The organism is Arthrobacter bussei, from assembly GCF_009377195.2.
In the GTDB taxonomy this organism is placed as follows: Bacteria; Actinomycetota; Actinomycetes; order Actinomycetales; family Micrococcaceae; genus Arthrobacter_D; species Arthrobacter_D bussei.
Genome location: NZ_VJXX01000003.1, coordinates 84,151 through 103,539, shown reverse-complemented (window position 1 = coordinate 103,539; position 19,389 = coordinate 84,151). Strand labels below are relative to the sequence as shown.

Genomic DNA, 19,389 nt, shown 5'->3' with positions numbered 1-19,389 from the left:
ATCATGACGCTCTACGTCGTCACCGGAGCAGGACCCGTCGGCTGGACCATCGCCGAGCAGCTGGCACAGCGCGGTGACACCGTCCGCCTCCTCACGCGCTCGGGCAGCGGTCCCGACCACCCGTCGGTGGAGAGGCTGCGGGCGGATGCCTCGGACCCCGCGGCACTGGCCTCGGCCATCGCCGGGGCCGCCGCCGTCTTCCACTGCATCCACGGCAGCGCGTACACCGCAGAAGCCTGGCGGCGCGAACTCCCCGCCGCCGAGGCCGTGATACTCGACGCGGCACATCGCGAGGGCGCCGTCGTCGTGTTCCCGGAAAGCCTGTACTCCTACAGCAACCCTGACGCCGTCATGACCGAGGACGCCGAGCGCGCGGCCGCCGGGGGCAAGCGCGGCGTCCGGACGGCACTCCTGGCGGCGAGGGCGGCCTCGCCGGCGTCCACGGTCTCGGTCATCGCCTCGGACTTCTACGGTCCGCGGGCCCGCACCGCCCACGCGGGTGAACGGATGATCCCGGCCATCCTGGCGGGCAAGGCGATCCAGCTGGTCGGCGACCCCGGGGCACCGCACTCCTTCACGTACGTGCCCGATCTCGCGGCGGCGATGATCACCGCGGCCGGCCTGCCCCGCGCCGCGGACCGGGTGCTGCACGCACCCACCCTCCCGGCGCTGTCCCAGCGCGCGATGGCGGAGGCTTTCGCTCTGGAGGCGGGCGTCGCCGTGCCTCCGCTCAGGGGCATTCCCGGGTGGCTGCTGCGGGCGCTCGGTACGGTACTGCCGTCCGTGCGGGAGGTCGCCGAGATGGCCTACCAGTTCGACCGGCCCTTCGTCATGGATTCCTCGGCCTCCGAGCGACTCCTCGGGCGCACCCCGACGCCTCTCGGACAGGCTGCCGCGGAGACCGTCCGCTGGTGGCGGGAGGACCTGGCCGTGACCGGATCACCCGCCTAGGGCACGGGGCGCGACGGTACGTACCCGAGGGCCTTGTCGACCACTCCGGGGAGCGGCTCCCCTGCGGCCCACAGCAGGAAGTTGCGTTCGAACTGAGCGGCGAGATCATCCAGCCACGAATCGGCATTGCTCGCCATATGCGGCGTCACGAGCACCGACGGCAGGGACCAGAGCGGGTGGTCCCCGGGCAGCGGCTCGACGGCGAAGGTGTCGAGCACGGCTCCGGCCAGGGTTCCCGCGGTCAGGCGCCGCACGAGGGCGTCCTCGTCGACGAGCCGACCGCGCCCTGCGTTGACCAGCACGGCCGTGGGCGGGAGGGCGTCGATGACCCGGGCGTCCACGAGATGCTCGGTGGCCGGGGTGAGCGGTGCGACGAGGACGAGCCAGTCGACGTCGCCGACGATCCGCTCCAGGTCGGTCGAGGCGTGCACGCGGCCGAAGGCGTCGTCGTCCCCGCGCGCGGTGCGACCCACCCCCTCGACCCGCACACCGACCGCGCGGAGCAGGCGGGCCGTGTGGCGGCCGATGCTGCCGGTACCCACCACCAGGGCCCGGGTCCCGGCGATGTTCCTGCCCTCACGCCACGCCCAGACGCCTTCGTTCTGCCGGTCGCGGAGTGGACCGAACCCCTTGGCCGTGTGCAGCATGCCGCCGAGGACGTACTCGGCCATCGGCTGGTCGAAGATGCCGTGGGCGTTCGTGACGACGACGTCGGAGGCCACCAGCTCCGGGAACAGCAGCCTGTCCACCCCGGCCGCCGCGACGTGCAGCCAGCGCAGCGAGCCCGCGGCGTGCCAGGCCGCGGGCAGCGCACCGGAGAAGTAGTCCCAGAGAAAGAGCACCTCCGCGCCGTCGAGCGCCCGGTCCAGGTCCGGGGCCTGCGCGATGCGGACGTCGGCGAGTCCGGCCACGCGCTCGAGTCCGCGCACCGGGCGGGCTCCCTCGAGGACGGCGACGACCGGCCGCCTAGTCACCGGACTGCTCCGAGCGGTGCCCCACCGGTCCCGCCGGGGCACTGGGTTCGCCGTCCGACGCCGTCGCGGCCGGTCCCTCGTCGGACGCCCTGCTCGGCGGCGGCGGAACGGCGTCGGGGTCCCCCGACGCGACGCCGGTCTCCGGTCTGTTCTCGATCGACTGGTCGCGCAGGTACCGCAGCACCACGATCGCCACCGCCGTCGTGGGGACAGCGAGGAACGCCCCGATGATCCCGAAGAGCGTGCCGCCGGCCGTCACCGAGGCGAGCACGACGGCGGGGTGGATCTCGAGGGTCCGCCCGACGAGCAGGGGCTGGATGAAGTTGCTCTCGAGCTGCTGGACCAGGACCACGAGCCCGAGCACCGCGAGCGCGCTCACCCAGCCGTAGGCGAGGAAGGCGACGAGCGTCGCGACGAGCCCGGAGACGATCGCCCCGACCACCGGGATGAAGGCGGAGAAGAACACCAGCACGGCCAGCGGGACGGCGAGCGGGATGTCGAGGAGCACCAGGCCGAGCCCGATGAACACGGCATCGACCAGAGCCACCGTGGCCTGCGCGAAGATGTAGGAGGAGAGGGCCTTCCACGTGCCGCTCGCGATCATGGACGCGTGGCCGAACGCCGTCGAGTTGGTCCAGCGCGCCGCCCAGGGCATGAAGCGGTCGCCGTCCTTGAGGCAGAAGAAGGTGAAGACGAGGGCCAGCAGCACCACCACCGTGCCGGACGTCAGCTCGCCGAGGCCCGTCGTGATGCCGCTGACGATGTTCCCCACGTTGGCCTGCACCTGGCTCAGTGCCGTGTCCACGATGCTGTCGAGGTTCGGGGTGTCGAGGTTCAGCGGCGGCCCGGCCACGAACGCGGCGAGGTCGGCGATGTTGTCCCGCGCGAGTCCGGAGAGGTCCGTGACGCCGCTCGCGATCGCGGGGATGGTCAGGGCCCCGATCCCGACGACGATCCCGATGAACCCCAGCAGAGTCACGAGTGCGGCGAGGACCTTCGGGAGGCCGCGGCGCAGGAACCTGTTCACGGGCCAGAGCACCGAGGCGAGCAGGAGGGCGAAGAGCGTGGGCAGGACGATGGACCACAGTGCCTTCGTGAGGTACCAGAGGACCACCAGTCCGGCGAGGACGATGATGCAGCGCGCCGTCCACGCGGCACTCGCCTTCAGGCCGTCGGCGAAGGCGTGCGGCCGGAAGCGGCGGGCGACGGACGAGCCGTGAGCCTCAGGGGCCGGCCGGGGCGTGGGCTTCCATCGCCGCGCAGACCGTCGTGGAGACGGGGTCTCGGTGTCCGGGCTAGCGGCGTCTGCTTCTGTCACGTAGCCATCCTGCCCTAAGCGGGCGGCTGCAGTCTCACCGCGCAGAGCGGCGTGACCCCTTGCGGCTCAGGATGCGCCGGCCACCGGGAGGGCGCTGACCTGCTCGGCCGCCAACCGGACCTGCTGGACGAGCCAGTCGACCATGAGCTGTCCGGCGCCGAGGTGCACCGCGCGCCCGTCGTGCTGCTGTGCGTGCCAGCGCTCCACGTCGGTCGGCGAGCCGACCGCGGACAGGAAGTGGCTGAGCGGACAGTCCGCGAGCTCGCGCGGGTGCGGGGATCCGAGGCGCGCGAACTGCCAGTGGTAGGCGAGCGCTCCGAGGTGGGTCCGGAAGCGATTGGGGTGGAAGGCCTCGCCGAAGCGGCCGGCGAAGGCGGGCACCTCGGCAGCCGGGATGGGCCGGCAGAAGTAGTACCCCTGCCCGAGGGCGGCACCCAGCACCGTCACGGCCTCGGCGACGCTGCGGTCCTCGATGCCCTCGATCACCACCTTCATCCCGAAGTCCCGGCCCATCTGGATCAGGGTGGCGATCATGCTCAGGGCATCCGTGGGGCGCGTGTGGATGCCCGCGAGGAGATCACGGTCCAGCTTGATGGTGGTGAACGGCAGTGTGGAGAGGCGCTTGAGACTGCTGTAGCCGGCTCCGAGATCATCCATCGCCACACCGACGCCGAGCCCGGCGATCTCCTGCAGCACCTCGCTCTGCGCCTCGGAATCGACGCTGTCCGACTCCAGGAGCTCCAGCGTGAGGCATCGGGCGGGCACTCCGTGCCGGACGAGCGAGTATGCCAGGTCGCCGACCAGGGCCGGGCGCAGGAGCACGGAGGGCGGCAGGTTCACCGAGATCCCGTCGCAGACGCCGTCGCGGTACCAGGCGCTGAAACGGTCCAGTGAGTCGTCGAGCACCCGCGAGAACAGCCGGTCGAGATCGGCGGCGTCGAGGTGGGGCAGGAACTCGCCGGGCGCGGCGAGACGACCGCCCGGCAGCTCCAGCCGTGCGAGCGCCTCGAAGAGGTGGACGCCCCCCTTCCTGAGGTCGACCACCGGCTGGAGATAGACCACGACACCCGTGTCCAGGGCCCGCCGGTAGGACCGCCCGATCTCCTCGGGCGGTCCTACCGGGCCGTCGTCGCCCGTCACGTCCGGGTCCGGCTCCCCTCCGACGGGAGCCCCGAGTTCCCACCACTGCACGCGGTCGGCCTTGCGCTGCTTCACGGCGTAGAGCGCTTCGTCGGCCACGCGGAGGACGGCGGCATCATCGGCGCCCTCGGCAGGCAGCAGGGCGATCCCCATGCTCATCCCGATCGTGACGTCGCTGCCGCCGACCAGGAAGGGCGTCCCGGCCATCTCGAGCAGGGGCTCGAGCAACCGGTGGAAGGCGGCCTCCGCGTCCGCCGGCGGGATGTCCCTGAAGATCACGAGGAACTCGTCGCCACCCATCCTGCCGAGGACGTCCCCGTCGCGGAGCAGCCCCTGCAGCCGCAGTGCCCACTCCCGCAGGAGCTCGTCCCCGGCCTCGTGGCCGTAGCTGTTGTTGATGTCGCGGAAGTCGTCGAGGTCGATCAGCCCGATGGCGGTGACGTGCTCCCCCGCCGGGCCGGACCCGAGGAGCAGTCTGATGCGCTCCCCCATGGCCGCGCGGTTGGGCAGACCCGTCACCTGGTCGTGCAGGGCCTGGAAACGCAGCTGTTCGTGGAGCGCCATCCTGGTGTTGATGTCCCGCTGGACACTGACGAAATGCGTGACGGCGCCGCTCGCGGACCGCAGCGGCGTGATGCGCAGCGCGTTCCAGAAGGCAGAACCGTCCTTGCGGTAGTTGAGGATCTCCCCGTTGAAGGGCGTGCCCGCGGTGAGGGCGTGGCGGATGGCCGCCGTCGTCTCCGGGTCGGTGCCCGGGCCCTGCAGCATGCGGCAATTGCGCCCGAGCGCCTCCTCACGGCCGTACCCGGTGATGTTCACGAAGGAATCGGAGACGTGCAGGATCTTCTGGTCGGCGTCGGCGATGAGCGAGATCTCGGACGTGGCGGCCATCGCCTGGATGAGCAGATCCTCCGGCACCCTGCCCTCGCCGAAGTGCGGCCCGTTCACCCCGTGCATGTTCCGCCCTCCCGCTGCGCAGTGCCACGGTGATCCCGGCCGCGGTCCGTGGCCTGGCGGCCTCCTAGCAAGGATCGTAGCCGCCTGACGCAGAATGGGGTGATGGGTGCCTGACCCGCGCCTCCTCGCGTACCGGTCACCGAGCCCCGGGACTAGGGTGGGGAGGACATCCCCGACGTCGGCAGAAGGTCACCCATGCGCTACGTGAAACTCGGCTCCACCGGACTCGACATCTCCCCCATCGCCCTCGGCTGCATGAGCTATGGCACGCCGGATCGGGGCAATCACGCCTGGACGCTGCCCGAGGAGGAGAGCCGCCCCCTGATCAGGGCAGCGGTCGACGCCGGCATCACGTTCTTCGACACCGCCAACGTCTACTCCGACGGCTCGAGCGAGGAGATCGTGGGCCGGGCGCTGGCCGAGTTCACACGCCGCGAGGACATCGTGATCGCCACGAAGGTGCACGGCCGCATGCACGAGGGCCCGAACGGCGCGGGCCTCTCCCGCAAGGCGATCATGGCGGAACTGGACAACAGCCTGCGGCGGCTCGGCACGGACTACGTGGACCTCTACCAGATCCACCGGTTCGACCCCACGACACCGCTGGAGGAGACGCTCGAGGCCCTGCACGACGTCGTGAAGGCCGGCAAGGTGCGCTACCTCGGTGCGTCCTCCATGTACGCGTGGCAGTTCTCCAAGGCCCTGTACCTGCAGCGCATGAACGGCTGGACCCGCTTCGTGTCGATGCAGGACCACTACAACCTGATTAACCGCGAGGAGGAACGCGAGATGTACGGGCTCTGCGCGGACCAGGGCATCGGCGTCCTCCCCTGGAGCCCGCTCGCCCGCGGCAAGCTCGCCCGGCCCTGGGACGAGACGACGTCGCGGTCCGAATCCGACCAGTTCGGCAAGACCCTCTACGGCACGCTCGACGCCGACCGCCGCGTCTCGGACGCCGTCGGAGCCGTCGCGGCGGACCGCGGGGTGACGCGGGCGCAGGTGGCCCTCGCCTGGGTGTCCCGGAATCCGGTCGTGTCCACCCCGATCGTCGGCGTCGGCAAGCCCCACCACCTCGAGGACGCCCTCGCGTCCCTGGACATCGAGCTCTCCGAGGACGAGGTCCGTGCCCTCGAGGAGCACTACGTCCCGCACCCGCTCGTCGGCTTCTAGCCGCTCCCGGATGCTGCGCCTCACCCCGGTGGTGCCGGCCGACGGACCGGCGGAAGAGAGAGCGACGAGGGTGCGTCCGGCGCGGCCGGCAGCCGGCACGGGGCGCACGACGCCGCTCGGCCGGGACGCGCCGGGCCGGGCGCCACAGGAATCCGGGCGCTGTGACTGCTGACCTCGTCCTGCGGGGTGGCCGGGTCTTCAACGGGTTCTCCGTGCACCCCACCGGCACCGCTGTCGCCGTCGAGTGCGGCAGGATCACCGCCGTCGGACCGGAGGCGGCGGTCCGCGCCGCCTCCGGTCCGCGCACCGGGATCGTAGATCTGCGCGGCCGCCTCGTGACCCCGGGCCTCATCGACGCGCACGCCCACACGTTCATGGGAGGCATCGAGGCGCTCGCGTGCGACGTCGGGCACTGCGGGGGAGCCGACGAGGTGCAGGCCGCGGTGTCCCGGTACGCCCGCTCCACCGACTCCCGCGACTCCCCCTGGATCACCGGCGCCGGCTGGTACAAGGGACACTACGACGGCGGGTTCCCGGACGCCTCCGTGCTCGATACCGCCGTCCCCCACCGACCCGTCTACCTCATCAACCGTGACCACCACAGCGCCTGGGTGAACACCGCGGCGCTGCGACTCGCCGGCATCGACGACCGCACCCCCGATCCGGCGGACGGGAGGATCGGCCGGAGGCCGGACGGCTCGGCGAGCGGGATCCTGCACGAGGGCGCCATGTCGCTCGTGGCCCGGCTGCTCCCGCCGATCACCCGGGAGGCCGTGGAAGCGGGCATCCTCCACGGTCAGGCGCACCTGCACGCTCTCGGCGTCACGGGGTGGCAGGAGGCGATCATCGGCGAGTACGCCGGCTACCCCGACGCCGCCCCGGCGTACCGCTCCCTCGCCGCCTCCGGCCGCCTGACCGGACGGGCCTCGGGTGCTCTCTGGGTGCCCCGCGGCCTCACGCTCGGGGACCTCCCCGGCCTCGTCGACTCCTTCGGTGCCCGCCGGGACCTGAACGCCGCCGCCGGGTTCCCGACGTCGAGCGCCAAGATCATGGTCGACGGCGTCCCGGAGAACCGCACCGCTGCCATGCTCGAGCCCTACGAAAGCGCCGGGTGCACGTGCGGGGGCCGGACCGGGACGGACCGAGGCCCCACGTACCTCCCACCCGAGGTGCTGGACGCCGCGGCCGAGGCCCTGGAGGCGGCCCGGTTCGACCTCCACCTGCACGCCATCGGGGACCGGGCCGTCCGGACGGCCCTCGACGCCGTCGGCCGCGCCGCGGTGGCGCTGCACCCCACGCCGGGCGGATCGCGATCCTGGGAGCCCCGGCACACGATGGCGCACGTGCAACTCGTGCACCCGGACGACGTCCCCCGCTTCGGCCACCTCGGGGTCACGGTCAACGCCCAGGCGCTCTGGGCCTGCAGCGACGAGCAGATGCGTTCCCTCACCGTCCCGCTGATCGGGGCGGAGCGCGCGCGGTGGCAGTACCCGTTCGCGTCGATGCTCGCGGGCGGAGCACCCCTGGCGATGGGCTCGGACTGGCCCGTCTCCGACGCCGATCCCTGGCAGGCGATCCACGTCGCGGTGCATCGGGCGCACCCGGACCACGGCGACACAGGACCGCTGGTCCCCGCGGAGGCCCTAGACCTCACGACGGCGCTGAGTGCCTACACCGCCGGGTCGGCCCGGGTGACGCGCTCGCCCGCGGGCGTGCTGCGGCCGGGGGCACCGGCCGATCTCGCGGTCCTCTCGGCCGATCCGTTCGGGCCCGACGGTCCCGCCCTGCACCGGCTCCGCGCGGACCTGACGATCGTGGGCGGCCGCGTGGTGTTCGAGCGGGCAGCCCACCGGGCATGAACCATGCCCCGTCGATCTGCTGCCCGGGCGGCGTCCGCCGTCGTCGCCCTCCCCACCGACCAGCCCGGCGCTGCCGGCGTCACCAGCGGCGGAAGCCGCCCTCCGAGCTGAGCACCTGGCCCACCATCCACCGGCCCTCGTCACTCACGAGCCACGCGATGAGCCGCGCGGGATCGTCCGGCTCCCCGAAGCGCCCGCCCGGGAAGTGCGCCAGCACGGCCTGGAGCGTCTCGAGCGGCCGGTCCGCGGTGTCCGGGTCGAGATAGCCCGTGTTCACCGGTCCCGGATTCACCGTGTTGAGGACGATCCGCCGCTCGATGAGCCGGTCCGCGACCGACGCCGTCAGCCCTGCGAGCGCGGCCTTCGACGCCGCGTAGGCGATCTCCGACGGCATGGGGCCCGCCACCTGCCCGGACGTCATCCAGATGACGCGCCCGCCCTCCCGGCCGTCGTGCTGGTCGGCGAAGAACCTGGTGGCGAGGATGGTGGACCGCGTGTTCACCCGCCAGTGGGCGTCGAGGGCTTCGCCCGTGATCTCGTCGAGGGTGCCGTCCCCGCCGCTGCGCGCGTGGTTGCAGATGAGACCGTCCAGGTGTCCGAGCGAGGCGCCGGCCAGCTCGATGAGCCGCTCGGCGCCGTCGTCCTCCGCGAGGTCGACACTGCCGTGCGCGAGGGAGGCGCCCCCGCGGAGCCGTGCGCCGACGGAGTCGACGACGTCCTCGAGTCGATCCGCGCCCCACGGCTGCTCCTCGTCGTGGGGCGCGTAGTGGTGGAGGAACAGGCCGGCGCCCAGGTCGGCCAGGCGTGCGGCGACGGCGTGGCCGATGCCCTTGCGGCGGCTCACCCCGGTCACGACGAAGGAGCGCCCGCTGAGGGGGTAGGTGGTGTCCATGCGCCCAGCCTAGGTCGGTGGGCTTCGCTAGGCTGGGACCACGCCCGGCGGTCCCCATCCCGTCCCGTCGCCCTAGGAGTCCCATGCACCGTCCGGTCCCCCGCTCCCGCCTCCTGGCAGCAGGCATCGGTCTCTCCGTCCTCGGCCTGACGGCCTGCTCGGGCCCGGTGCTCGGCCTCCTGGATCAGGAGCAGACCGATCGGGACCAGCTGACCATCCGGACGGACCTCGACGGGATCGACCTCGCGACCACCCGCTTCCTCGCCGAGCGCGACGGCGTCGAGTACTTCGCGGCACGGCCGGTGCAGGGGAACAGCGACGAGGACACGGTGTGCCTCCTGATCGAGGAAGGGATCGGTGTGGGGCTCGAGTGCGCACCGCTCGCCCGCGGGGCAGCCGGCGCGACCATCCGCGACAGCCGGGTGACCGCGGTCCTGCTGCCCGACGACGTCGACCGCAACGACCTCACGGACGAGGGCTTCGAGCTGCTGCATCCGAACCTGGCGGTCCGGCCCGCCGATGCCGGATGACCCGTCCACCCGCCGCGCACATCTCCTGCTGGACACAGTGGTGCGGGGCGCGCCTAGCATGGGGGACACGGACATCAGGACGCGACGACCGGGAGGCATCATGGCAGTAGCGGAGGACGACGGCGGCGAACTGATCGTCGGCGACGTGACGCACACGGGAGGCCGGGCGCTCGCCGTGGGACTCTCGCCCTCTCCCGGTCCGGACGGGAATCCGATGGTGCACATCGGCTGGGTGGAACAGGACCAGCAGCTCGAACTCTCGGTCGACGAGGCGCGCGCACTCCGCGACGAACTGACCCGCCTGATCGACGACGCCAGGACCGGCGGACCTTGATCCGCACGATGACCAGGGGTCCCTGACGGCGACCGACTGATCATTCGTCGACGTGACGACCGGACGACGCCTGGCTGCGAGACCTCCGGCTGCCCCGTCGGTCCGGTCAGGCGGAGACCTGTGTCTCCCCCACGGTGATGCGGTGGTTCCGCTCGCACTGGTACACGGCGAGCGTTCCCGCCGGTACGGGCCCTTCCGCAGGCCACTGGTCCTCACTCAGTTCGATCAGGGCGGAACCGCAACTGGGGCATCGGGCTTCCATCGGGACGTCCTCTCCATGCGTCGGGGTCGGCGCCGGACCGATGCGGACGGTACCGGCTGCCGGAGTGGCGATCAGCCCAGTACACACCGCCCGGACACGTGGCGCCACACGCGTGCCGTACGCCGGGGGACGTGACGGACGGCGCGCCGGCGGCTAGCCCGCCCTCCGCGCCGCCCGGACCGCCCCGGCGCCGAGCAACGCGACGGCCGAAGCGGCGAGGGCCACCGCAGCCCAGGGGAAAGGCGGCCGGCCGGCGATGTACCGCGTGGACGGATCCTCCCCCGACCGCATGATCGGCAGCAGTTCGACGGCGTGCGAGGCGCGCGCCAGCGCCGAACTGGCGTGGTGCAGCGCCGGGGTGATCGCGTTCGGCGCCGTGAGGACCCCTCGGTCGACGACGTCCCGCAGGCGGTCGAGGACGGAGAGCGGGAGGGCCGCGACGACGTTGCCCGGCGGCCTGCGGGCGACCACGGGGTGCGCCCGGGTCGGGGCGATCCGGCGCACGACCTCCCAGAGCACGCCCAGCACCTGCAACTCCCGGCGGGACACCCGGGCCTGGAGCCGCGGGAACAGGGCGTCCTCCTCGTCACGGACGTCGTCGTCGAGCACCTCCGTGAGCCGCCCGAGGACGTCGGCGCGCTCGGGCGAGCCGTCGTCGAGTCCCTCGAGGCGCCTGACGAGCTCGTTGACCTCCTGGTGCTCCCGCTCCACCTCGAGGGTGAGGTCCCCGCCGTCCGGAAGGACGCGCCGCATCACGGGCCAGAGCACGGACTCCTCGGCGAACGCGTGCGGGAAGACGAGCCGATAGATCCTGAGCAGCACGGCGGCCTGCTCCTCGCCGGTGGTACCCCTGAGCTGCTCCATCAGTGCGTCGAGCTTCACGTGGTCGCGTTTCTGCCGGACGAGGACGCTGAGGGGTCCACCCAGCTGGTCGGTGGTCTGGTCTGCGACCGAGGTGTACACGGGATCTCCTGGGATGCGTCGGACGGCCGAACGGCCCGGCGGGCCGTATCCATCTGAACCCCTGCCCCGCAGGTCGGCACAGGGGCGGATTCCCGTCGTCAGGCGCCGCCTCGATGCCTATAATCGGGGGTGCTGACAGCCGGAGTGGACCTCGCCGCGGAATCCCGGGGGACGGCCCTCGCCGTCCTCGACTGGTCCGGGACCGCCGTGACGGTCGACGTGCGGCTCGGCATCGCCGACGCGGACATCGCCGCCGTCGCCCCGGACGTCGAGCGTCTCGGGATCGACTGCGCCTTCGGCTGGCCGGACGACTTCGTCTCCTTCATCACGCGCCATGCCGCCGGGGAGCGGGTGGACGCGGGCCTCGACGGGGGGATGGCCTGGCGACGCCGGCTCTCCTACCGCGCGACGGACCGCGCCACGCGGGAGATCACGGGCAGGTGGCCGCTCAGCGTCGCCACGGACCGCCTCGGTCTGACCGCCATGCACTGCGCCGTGCTCCTCGACGCGGTGGGCGCAGCCCTCGGGACGCCCGTGGACCGCTCCGGTGGCGGGACCGCCGTCGAGGTCTATCCCGGGGCCACCCTGCGCGTCTGGGACTTCGGGACGAAGGGCTACAAGAACGACGCCGGCATCCGCGCGATGCTGCTGGCCCGTCTCCTCGAGCGGGCACCGTGGCTGCTCCTCCGGCCTGAGGACCGGCGCCTGATGGAGCACTCCGACGATGCCTTCGACGCCGTCATCGCCGCGCTGGCAGCACGGGCCCACGCCCTCGGGCTGACGCATCCCGTCCCCGCGGAGTACCGCGACCAGGCGGGCCGCGAGGGCTGGATCGCGCTTCCCGTGGGCCGGTTGGAGGACCTCGCGCCCTGACCGGGACCGGACTCACGACCACACGCCGACCCGCACCACCTGACGCAGACGAGGAGGGCTTGAGCATGGACCTGGTGGACAGGGCTGCAGCCCTCTACGCCCTCCCCCTCGACGGGTTCGTCGCGGCGAGGAACCTCGCCGCGAAGGAGGCCGCGCAGGGCGGTGACAAGGACCTCGCCGCTACCCTGCGGAAGCTCCCCAAGCCCTCGTCCGCCGCGTGGCTCGTCAACCTGCTCGTCTCCCGCCGTCGGGAGGAGGTGGAGCAGGTGCTCGAGCTCGCGGCGTCCCTGAGGGAGGCGCAGTCGAGTCCCGACCGTGCGCAGTTGCATGCCCTCGGGCAGCAGCGGCAGCGCCTCATCGCCGCCGTCGCCCGGCAATCCCTCGACGCGGCGTCCGAGGCGGGGCACGACGTCGGACCTGCCGCCCTGCCCGACGTCGAACAGACGCTCCGGGCGGCACTCGCCGATCCCGCCGCGGCAGAGGCCGTCCTGACCGGGCGGCTCGTCCGGACGCTGGAAGCCACGGGGTGGGAGGCGGTGGACCTGGACGGCGCGGTCGGTGGCCCGTTCGAGGCCCCGGCGCGCCCGGTGGACGACGCGGACGACGCGGACGACCCGGACGACCCGGACGACCCGGACGACCCGGACGACCCGGACGAGGACGGCAGCACGGACAGCCTCGGCAGGGGCGGCGCCGAGGACGCCCGCCGGCCGGGACGGGCATCGCCCCCGAAGCGGTCGGCCGGCCGGCCGGCCGCGGAGGCCACGGCGCGGGCGGCCCGGGACGCTCTCGAGAGTGCTCAGGACGAGGCAGCCCGGGCGGAGCGGGCCGTGCAGCGGATCGCCACGCGGAGGGACGGCCTGACAGCTACCCTCGAGGACCTCGAGGACCGCATCGGCGCCCTGCGCAGGGAGCTCGCGGACCTCGATGAGGAGGCCGCGGCCCGGCGTCGTGAAGAGGAGTCCACGCAGGAAGCGCTCGAGGCCGCCGAACAGGCCGACAGGGCTGCCAGGAGCTCGCTCGCCGACCTCGACCTCGATCGGTGACGGGAGGCGGGATCGGGCTGCGGTGCGCCGGCCGACAGGATCCGGTACCGGGCCTCGAACCGGAGCCGCGGCGTAGGATGTGTCGAACGGGATGGGGCCCGCGACGCCAGGAAGGAATTGTGACCGAACAGGAAGTGCTGAGCGACGTCAACGACGATCTGTTCGCGCTGTTGACGGAGACCGCAGGCATCCAGGAGTTCCTGGACGAGTTCGCGGTGATGGCTGCGCAGCGACTGTCCTCCACCGGAGACGTCTCCTGCGCCATCACGCTCGTACGTCGGAAGAGGGCCGGGACCCTGGCTGCGAGCGACGACGTGGCGCGCCGTGCGGACGAGTTCCAGAACCGCTTCCACGAGGGGCCGTGCCTGCTGGCCGCCCAGACGCAGTCATCCGTGTACTGCCGCGATACATCGACGGACTCGCGCTGGCCCGCCTATCTCGCGAGGCTCGACACCGGGCACATCCGCTCCATCCTCGGCGTCTCGTTCGCCCTCGAGACCAGCGGCATGGCCGCACTGAACCTCTACTCGAGCCGGGTCGATGCGTTCGACCCGGCCGGCATCAGGGCCGCGGAGGCGCTGGCCGAGGCCGCATCCTCCTCCCTCCGCTTCGCCGTGCGCGCAGCATCCGCCGATGACGAGCGGCACGACCTGGAGGCTGCACTGTCCTCGCGGCAGACCATCAACACCGCTGTCGGCATCATCATGTTCCAGAACACGTGCTCGCAGGCGGATGCTCTGGCCATCCTGCAGCGCGCGTCGAGCAGCAGGAACGTCAAGCTGCGACTGGTCGCCGAGCGCGTCGTCGCGTCGGCGACGGAGCGTCCCTGAACCGACGGAGCAGCCCTGAACCGACGGATCCCCCTGAACCGCTCCTGATCGGCTGCGCGCCGATCTGCCCCTGACCGGCTGCGCGCCGCCGGTCCGAGGGCGGTGCGCAGCGGCCGGGACGCAGGGGGCTCAGTCGAAGTGGGTCGAGACGGGGGCGTCGACCGTACTGGTCAGCACGTTCCGGGCGAGCTCACGGAGCTTCATGTTCCGAGCACTCGAGGCAGCGCGAAGGATCTCGATGGCCTCCTCCTGGCTGCACCTGTTCTGGGCCATCATGACCCCTGCGGCGAGATCGATGGTGGTGCGGGATTCCATGGCGGCCGCGAGGTGATCGGCGCGGTCCCTGAGCCGGGCGAGCCGCAGCGCCAGCCCCAGGGACGTGGCGCCTGCAGCGGCGAAGCGCTCCGTGGCGCAGCGGTGTTCGTCGGTGAAGGACGAGGGCCGCGATGAGTAGTACGTGATCACCGCCCGTTCCGGGCCCTGGACGGCGATCGGCGTCGATAAGGCCGAGCGCACCCCATGACGGAGCGCGGCGGAGCCGAAGAGCGGGTCCTCGCCGGCGAACGAGAAGTCCGGAACCCCGACGGTCCGGCCGCTCGCGGCGGCCCGCACGGACGGACCGTCGTGCAGGTGGACCTCGAGCCGCGCGAGACGCCGTGCATCTCTCGTGGATCCGACGAGGAGGGGATGGGCCCGCGGCCTGAGGCGTGCGACGCTCGTGGTCGTGTCATGGGGTTCGAACCCGGGAGCGGCGGACGTCGCTTCCACGAATCCCTCGAGGAAATCGTCGAGACCCGCGCTGGCGACCACGAGGTCCTGCAGAAAGCCCTGCAGGTCCGTCTCCGGACGGATTCCGACGTCGTTCCCCATCGCCTACCCCCTCATGATCCGGGCGCCCGGGCACGGGCACCACGAACAACAAAGCTGCCGGCTGCTCAACAACTGCGGACCATGCTACCGACGCGTGATCCTTCCGGGCTAGACCGGACCGCGTGTCGGGCCGGCCAGGATTTGCCTGACCACCCCCGGAATCGCTATCTTGATCCTTGTCCAGCAGGGGGCGCCGAAGAGAGCCGGCACATCCGGCGTCAGGACATTTCGAGGTCTCCCTTGGACTCAGAGCCCAACCTCAACGAACTAGCCGTCGTCTTCGGCCGCGTCCGCGGCCTCCTCCTCACGGAACAGACGGTGCAGCACGCCATCGACCTCCTCGCGGAAGCAGCCCGCGACCTCATCCCGGGCGCGGTCGGCGCCGGGGTCTCCCTCATCCATGAGGGACAGCGCACCAGCACCGGCGCCACCGACACCCTGGTCCGCCGCGCGGACGAGCTGCAGTACGAACTCTCCGAGGGACCGTGCCTGAGCGCCTGGTCCACCGCGAGCCCGGTCAGGACGGACGACACCCTGGCGCCGGACCAGCGGTGGGCCCGCTGGGCCGCAGCCGCTGCCGCGATGTCGGTCCGCTCGTGCCAGAGCGTGCCCCTCATCCAGGGCCGCACGACGATCGGGGCCATGAAGGTCTACTCCACGGACGCCGGCGCGTTCGACGAGACCACGGAGCGGGCTCTGACGCGCTTCGCCGTCCCGGCCGCCGCACTGCTCAGCCATGTCCAGACGACCGAGACGCCGCAGCAGATCCGTTCGGAGCTCTCCGCGGCCCTGCATCTGCGCGATCGCATCGGGATGGCCAAGGGGATCCTCATGGCGCAACTCGGCATCGACGACCGGGCGGCCTTCCGCGAACTGGTCACCCGTGCCGAGGAAAGCCGGCGCTCGGTGGCGGACGTCGCGCTGGAGCTGACGGGCGGCACCGGTACCCCGGTCGCCTGACAGCAGGACCGCCGCCGCCGTGTGGCGGGGGCGGTCCTGCTGATGCCCGTGCCGGTCGGCCGGCTGGGATCGGGAGCCGTCAGTACCCGCAGGGTGTCCGGTAGTCGGAGACGGCCGTGCTGGTGCCGGGCGCCGGGCAGAGGAACTGCGAGTACCGCAGGTCGTCGTCGACGAACCTCTTGAGCCAGGAGATGCTCGTCGACGCGATGGTCGTGTTGCTCGTGTTCGGTGCGTAGTGCGACGCTCCCCGGAGTTCCACGTATGCCTTCTGGGACAGGTTCGTCAATCCGTTGTAGAAGGGGACGGCGTGGCGGCTGACGGGAGCCACGCTGTCGTTCTGCGCGCCGATGATGAGGCTCGGGGTCGTCACCTCGGGCCACGTCTTGTCCAGGTTGTACGGGGTCATGCCGATGGTGGCCTGGAGCGCCGGGTTGTCCTTCGCGGCCTGCAGCGTGCCGCCGCCACCCATCGAGTGGCCCATGACCGCGAGGCGCGTCGGGTCGATGCGGTCGCGTACGGAACTCGACTGCGTCAGGTAGGTGAGGGCCGCGTTGAGCTGGTCACCCCGCTCGGAGGGCTGGTCGTAGCGGGAGAGGGTGTCGATGGTGATGACCACGAAGCCCTGCGACGCGAGGCGCGGCCCCAGCCACGAGATGCTCGACTGCGACGCCGTGTACCCGGGCGAGATCGCCACGGCGCCGAAGGTGCCCGCCGTCGTCGTGCTCGGGTAGTAGATGGTGCCGCCACCGAAGGAGCGCGCTGCAGTGCGGGACACCGTGGTGGTCGCCGTGACGAAGCTTCCGCGGGACGCCTCGATGCTCGCCCGGGTCGGGGCCGGGCCGCGCTCGTAGGGGTTGGCCGCGACCACCGCCGCGGGCTCGACGGCGGCCGTCACGGCCGGAAGGGAGGGAGCCGCGGATCCGCTGAGCGCGGTACCGAGCAGGAGGGAGGTGACGGCGATCGCCGTGGCGGAGGCGCGGGTGAGGCGTGTCGGTCTCAAGGGGTTCTCCTCGTGGGTGGTGTCGATGGCGGGCGCAGGGAATCGCCGGAACATCCGGGTGGAAGCGGAGATCCTGCCGGAACCCACCTGCGGCGCAGTGCCGGTGAGCTCCGTCCCCGACCGAGAGTAGGACCGCGTTCCGCACCCGGCAAGGGAATTCGCCGGGCTCTGGTCTTCGGGCGGGAGTCGTGGGACGGTGGGATGTTGCCCGCCGGAACGATCGCGATGGTGGGAGCAGGGATGGCGGTGGAAGCGGTGGGGTCGGTCTGATAACGCTTGGGCATCGGGAAGCACCGCCGGGAGCGTCGGACTGTCCTTTGTGCGCAGGCCTGCCTACTCTGGGCCACAGGCGCCCCGGCGTCCACGCATCCGCATCGAAGCACGATCCGTGCTGGAAGGACCGGCACGGTCGACGCCGGTGAGGTCTCACATGTACTTCGACAATGCCCTGTCTACCGCCGAGCAGGAGCAGTTGACGCTTCTCGAGGACACCCGCGCCCGGTTGCTCGAGACGATGTTCGCCCTGCGCCGTGCCTGCGCGGACGTGTCCGCCGATCCCCGCCGGGAGGAGGAGCGCGACGGCGCCGCCTGGGAACTCGCGCGGGCCGTCGGTGATATCCACCGCTGCGACGAGCAACTGCATGCCCTGCGTGACGTGGACCGGTTGTCCCGGCCGGGAGAGGCCGGGCGGCTGATCGGATCCGGCCTGGCGCAATGAGGCCGCCGGTGCGCAGGGTCCGGATCTCCTCCCCCGGCCGGGACGCCACCGGCGTCCAGCTCCCCCGCCCGGACCTGGCTGCCCTGATAGAGCGGGTCGCGACGGGTAATCGCCGGGCCTTCGAGGAGCTGTATCGCCGGACGGCCGGCAGCGTCTACGCGCTGGTACGCCGCGTCCTCGCGGACGAGGCAGCGAGTGCCGAGGTCACGCGGGACATCTACGTCCGTGTCTGGGCCCGCGCGCACACCTACCGGCGCACGCTGGGCTCGGCCGAGAGCTGGCTCGTCAGCCTCACGCACCGCTGCGCGGTCGACGGCGCCAGGGCGGCCGCATCCGCGAGCACCCGGGCCCGAGGCGAGCAGCCCCTGCTGCCCGCGATCGCCGCCGGGGCGGCCGGACACGCGCTGTCCCTGCTGACGCCCGAGCAGGTGGAGGCGCTCGAACTCGCCTACTTCGGCGGCCTGACCCATGCCGATGCGGCGAGGACACTGGGTGTCGACCGGTCCACGTTGCGCCTCCGGGTCAGCACCGCCCTCTCGCGGCTACGCCAGGGGATGGACGTCGCACGGAACCCGGGGTCCCCGCCGTCGATCCTGCTCCCACGGAAGCCTCGCTGACCGCCGTGCCTCTCAGCGGAGGCCGGCCGCCGGCCCCACGAGGGAGACGATGTTCCCGAGCAGGGCGGCATTGAAATCCACACCGAGCTGGTTGGGGATGGTGACGAGGAGGGTGTCCGCGGACTGCACGGCGGCATCGGCGGCGAGCTGTTCGGCGATGACGTCCGGAGCACCGATGTAGCTGCGGCCGAAGCGGGACCGGGCGCCGTCGAGGATGCCCACCTGGTCGCGGGACTCGCGCTGGGCCTGGATGCCGAAGTAGTACTCGTCCGCCTCGCTCACGATCGGCAGGATGCTCCGGCTGACCGAGACCCTCGGCGTCCAGCCGTGCCCTGCGTCCGCCCAGGCTTTCCGGAAGATGTCGATCTGCTCGGCCTGCAGCTCGTCGAAGGGGACCCCGGTGTCCTCGGTGAGCAGGGTGGAGCTCATCAGGTTCATGCCCTGCTCCCCCGCCCACTGTGCCGTGGCCCTCGTACCCGACCCCCACCAGATGCGCTCGGGCAGACCCGGCGAGAGCGGGTCCACCGGCAGCCGGGCAGTGCTGCCGGACATCCGGGGATTGGGCTCGGCGATGCCGTGGCCCGCGATGGCCCGGCGGAACAGCGCTGCCTTGTCCCGCGCGAGGTCGGCGTCGGTGCCTCCCTCCTCCGGCTGGTAGCCGAAGGCCCGGGAGCCCTCGAGGGCGGTCTCCGGGGAACCGCGGCTGATGCCGAGCTGGAGGCGCCTGTTGCTGATGAGGTCGGTGACGGCCGCCTCCTCCGCCATGTACAGCGGATTCTCGTAGCGCATGTCGATCACGCCCGTGCCGAGCTCGATGGTCCTCGTCCTCGCGGCCATGGCCGCGAGCAGCGGGAACGGTGCCGAGTACTGCGGCGCGAAGTGGTGGACACGCATGTACGCGCCGTCGACGCCGAGCTCCTCGGCGGCCACGGCCAGCTCCACGGCCTGCACGAGGGCCTCCTGCGCGGTGGGCACCAGGGAACCGCGCACGTCCTGGTAGTGGCCGAAGGACAGGAATCCGATCTTCTTCATACCCGGTGAAGCGCACCCCGGGCGTCGCGCATTCCCGTGACGGCGGCGGCGCTGTCCGGTGGGTGGACGCGGGAGCATCGACCGGGCGGAGCA

General features: G+C 72.0%; 20 protein-coding genes. 11 read left to right on the top strand and 9 right to left on the bottom strand.

Going from position 1 to position 19,389, the window contains the following annotated elements; genetic code table 11:
- Window positions 1-3: 3 nt before the first annotated feature.
- On the top strand, window positions 4-951 hold the full coding sequence (locus FNH21_RS11160) for an NAD-dependent epimerase/dehydratase family protein (protein ID WP_422108769.1): 948 nt from the start codon (window positions 4-6) through the stop codon (window positions 949-951).
- Here the strand turns inward: FNH21_RS11160 and FNH21_RS17125 are convergent.
- From FNH21_RS17125 to FNH21_RS11145, 3 genes are all read right to left on the bottom strand, one after another.
- Complete coding sequence (locus FNH21_RS17125) at window positions 948-1,925, bottom strand: D-2-hydroxyacid dehydrogenase (protein ID WP_191931886.1); 978 nt, start codon at window positions 1,923-1,925, stop codon at window positions 948-950. The genes FNH21_RS11160 and FNH21_RS17125 overlap by 4 nt on opposite strands.
- A complete protein-coding gene (locus FNH21_RS17120; protein ID WP_191931885.1) occupies window positions 1,918-3,243 on the bottom strand; it encodes an AI-2E family transporter in 1,326 nt (441 codons plus the stop codon). Before FNH21_RS17120 ends, FNH21_RS17125 begins: the two co-directional genes overlap by 8 nt.
- Before the next feature lie 66 nt (window positions 3,244-3,309).
- Window positions 3,310-5,340 carry a putative bifunctional diguanylate cyclase/phosphodiesterase gene (locus tag FNH21_RS11145; protein ID WP_152815475.1) on the bottom strand — a complete coding sequence of 677 codons (2,031 nt, stop codon included), beginning with the start codon at window positions 5,338-5,340 and terminating at the stop codon, window positions 3,310-3,312.
- A gap of 195 nt (window positions 5,341-5,535) precedes the next feature.
- Here FNH21_RS11145 and FNH21_RS11140 point away from each other — a divergent pair, with 195 nt between their 5' ends.
- Together FNH21_RS11140 and FNH21_RS11135 are read left to right on the top strand one after the other, a co-directional pair.
- Window positions 5,536-6,510, top strand: a complete 975-nt coding sequence (locus FNH21_RS11140; protein ID WP_152815472.1) for an aldo/keto reductase — start codon at window positions 5,536-5,538, stop codon at window positions 6,508-6,510.
- Between the two features lie 161 nt (window positions 6,511-6,671).
- Window positions 6,672-8,369, top strand: coding sequence for an amidohydrolase family protein (locus tag FNH21_RS11135; RefSeq protein ID WP_191931884.1), 1,698 nt, complete (start codon window positions 6,672-6,674; stop codon window positions 8,367-8,369).
- A 79-nt stretch (window positions 8,370-8,448) separates the two neighbouring features.
- Here FNH21_RS11135 and FNH21_RS11130 read toward each other — a convergent pair whose 3' ends face one another.
- Complete coding sequence (locus FNH21_RS11130; RefSeq protein ID WP_152815469.1) at window positions 8,449-9,261, bottom strand: SDR family oxidoreductase; 813 nt, start codon at window positions 9,259-9,261, stop codon at window positions 8,449-8,451.
- An 83-nt stretch (window positions 9,262-9,344) separates the two neighbouring features.
- On the opposite strand from FNH21_RS11130, the gene FNH21_RS11125 reads away from it, so the two are divergent.
- A complete protein-coding gene (locus FNH21_RS11125) occupies window positions 9,345-9,791 on the top strand; it encodes a hypothetical protein (protein WP_152815466.1) in 447 nt (148 codons plus the stop codon).
- Window positions 9,792-9,891: 100 nt separating this feature from the next.
- Window positions 9,892-10,125, top strand: coding sequence for a hypothetical protein (locus FNH21_RS11120; RefSeq protein WP_055769911.1), 234 nt, complete (start codon window positions 9,892-9,894; stop codon window positions 10,123-10,125).
- A gap of 106 nt (window positions 10,126-10,231) precedes the next feature.
- Here FNH21_RS11120 and FNH21_RS11115 read toward each other — a convergent pair whose 3' ends face one another.
- Entirely contained in the window at window positions 10,232-10,387 is a 156-nt protein-coding gene (locus FNH21_RS11115) for a hypothetical protein (RefSeq protein WP_191931883.1), read from the bottom strand.
- Between the two features lie 153 nt (window positions 10,388-10,540).
- Window positions 10,541-11,350, bottom strand: coding sequence for a hemerythrin domain-containing protein (locus FNH21_RS11110; protein WP_191931882.1), 810 nt, complete (start codon window positions 11,348-11,350; stop codon window positions 10,541-10,543).
- Window positions 11,351-11,479: 129 nt separating this feature from the next.
- On the opposite strand from FNH21_RS11110, the gene FNH21_RS11105 reads away from it, so the two are divergent.
- The 3 genes from FNH21_RS11105 to FNH21_RS11095 all read left to right on the top strand — a co-directional run bounded on the left by FNH21_RS11105 (window position 11,480) and on the right by FNH21_RS11095 (window position 14,099).
- On the top strand, window positions 11,480-12,223 hold the full coding sequence (locus FNH21_RS11105; protein ID WP_191931881.1) for a DUF429 domain-containing protein: 744 nt from the start codon (window positions 11,480-11,482) through the stop codon (window positions 12,221-12,223).
- Between the two features lie 59 nt (window positions 12,224-12,282).
- Entirely contained in the window at window positions 12,283-13,269 is a 987-nt protein-coding gene (locus tag FNH21_RS11100) for a hypothetical protein (RefSeq protein WP_191931880.1), read from the top strand.
- Between the two features lie 119 nt (window positions 13,270-13,388).
- Window positions 13,389-14,099 (top strand): GAF and ANTAR domain-containing protein, encoded by a 711-nt coding sequence (locus FNH21_RS11095; protein ID WP_338403254.1) that lies wholly within the window; start codon window positions 13,389-13,391, stop codon window positions 14,097-14,099.
- A gap of 129 nt (window positions 14,100-14,228) precedes the next feature.
- Here the strand turns inward: FNH21_RS11095 and FNH21_RS11090 are convergent, their stop codons facing one another.
- Entirely contained in the window at window positions 14,229-14,969 is a 741-nt protein-coding gene (locus FNH21_RS11090) for a GAF and ANTAR domain-containing protein (RefSeq protein ID WP_152815456.1), read from the bottom strand.
- Between the two features lie 240 nt (window positions 14,970-15,209).
- On the opposite strand from FNH21_RS11090, the gene FNH21_RS11085 reads away from it, so the two are divergent.
- The gene (locus tag FNH21_RS11085) at window positions 15,210-15,929 is read left to right on the top strand and encodes a GAF and ANTAR domain-containing protein (RefSeq protein ID WP_191931879.1); all 720 of its coding nucleotides are present in this window, start codon (window positions 15,210-15,212) and stop codon (window positions 15,927-15,929) included.
- 79 nt (window positions 15,930-16,008) lie between these two features.
- On the opposite strand, the gene FNH21_RS11080 is transcribed toward FNH21_RS11085, so the two are convergent.
- Window positions 16,009-16,929, bottom strand: a complete 921-nt coding sequence (locus FNH21_RS11080; protein ID WP_241743204.1) for an alpha/beta hydrolase family protein — start codon at window positions 16,927-16,929, stop codon at window positions 16,009-16,011.
- A 430-nt stretch (window positions 16,930-17,359) separates the two neighbouring features.
- On the opposite strand from FNH21_RS11080, the gene FNH21_RS11075 reads away from it, so the two are divergent.
- Window positions 17,360-17,647, top strand: a complete 288-nt coding sequence (locus tag FNH21_RS11075) for a hypothetical protein (protein WP_152815450.1) — start codon at window positions 17,360-17,362, stop codon at window positions 17,645-17,647.
- A gap of 8 nt (window positions 17,648-17,655) precedes the next feature.
- Complete coding sequence (locus tag FNH21_RS11070; protein ID WP_191931878.1) at window positions 17,656-18,264, top strand: sigma-70 family RNA polymerase sigma factor; 609 nt, start codon at window positions 17,656-17,658, stop codon at window positions 18,262-18,264.
- A gap of 12 nt (window positions 18,265-18,276) precedes the next feature.
- Here FNH21_RS11070 and FNH21_RS11065 read toward each other — a convergent pair whose 3' ends face one another.
- Window positions 18,277-19,296: an LLM class flavin-dependent oxidoreductase gene (locus FNH21_RS11065; RefSeq protein WP_152815444.1), complete on the bottom strand. Its 1,020-nt coding sequence runs from the start codon at window positions 19,294-19,296 to the stop codon at window positions 18,277-18,279.
- Window positions 19,297-19,389: the final 93 nt, after the last annotated feature.

What these genes read in the sequence shown, in the direction of transcription:
- FNH21_RS11160 (WP_422108769.1), top strand. Translation starts at nt 4, where the DNA reads ATGACGCTCTACGTCGTCACCGGAGCAGGACCCGTCGGCTGGACCATC.
- FNH21_RS11145 (WP_152815475.1), bottom strand. Translation starts at nt 5,340, where the DNA reads ATGCACGGGGTGAACGGGCCGCACTTCGGCGAGGGCAGGGTGCCGGAG.
- FNH21_RS11140 (WP_152815472.1), top strand. Translation starts at nt 5,536, where the DNA reads ATGCGCTACGTGAAACTCGGCTCCACCGGACTCGACATCTCCCCCATC.
- FNH21_RS11130 (WP_152815469.1), bottom strand. Translation starts at nt 9,261, where the DNA reads ATGGACACCACCTACCCCCTCAGCGGGCGCTCCTTCGTCGTGACCGGG.
- FNH21_RS11125 (WP_152815466.1), top strand. Translation starts at nt 9,345, where the DNA reads ATGCACCGTCCGGTCCCCCGCTCCCGCCTCCTGGCAGCAGGCATCGGT.
- FNH21_RS11120 (WP_055769911.1), top strand. Translation starts at nt 9,892, where the DNA reads ATGGCAGTAGCGGAGGACGACGGCGGCGAACTGATCGTCGGCGACGTG.
- FNH21_RS11115 (WP_191931883.1), bottom strand. Translation starts at nt 10,387, where the DNA reads ATGGAAGCCCGATGCCCCAGTTGCGGTTCCGCCCTGATCGAACTGAGT.
- FNH21_RS11090 (WP_152815456.1), bottom strand. Translation starts at nt 14,969, where the DNA reads ATGGGGAACGACGTCGGAATCCGTCCGGAGACGGACCTGCAGGGCTTT.
- FNH21_RS11075 (WP_152815450.1), top strand. Translation starts at nt 17,360, where the DNA reads ATGTACTTCGACAATGCCCTGTCTACCGCCGAGCAGGAGCAGTTGACG.
- FNH21_RS11065 (WP_152815444.1), bottom strand. Translation starts at nt 19,296, where the DNA reads ATGAAGAAGATCGGATTCCTGTCCTTCGGCCACTACCAGGACGTGCGC.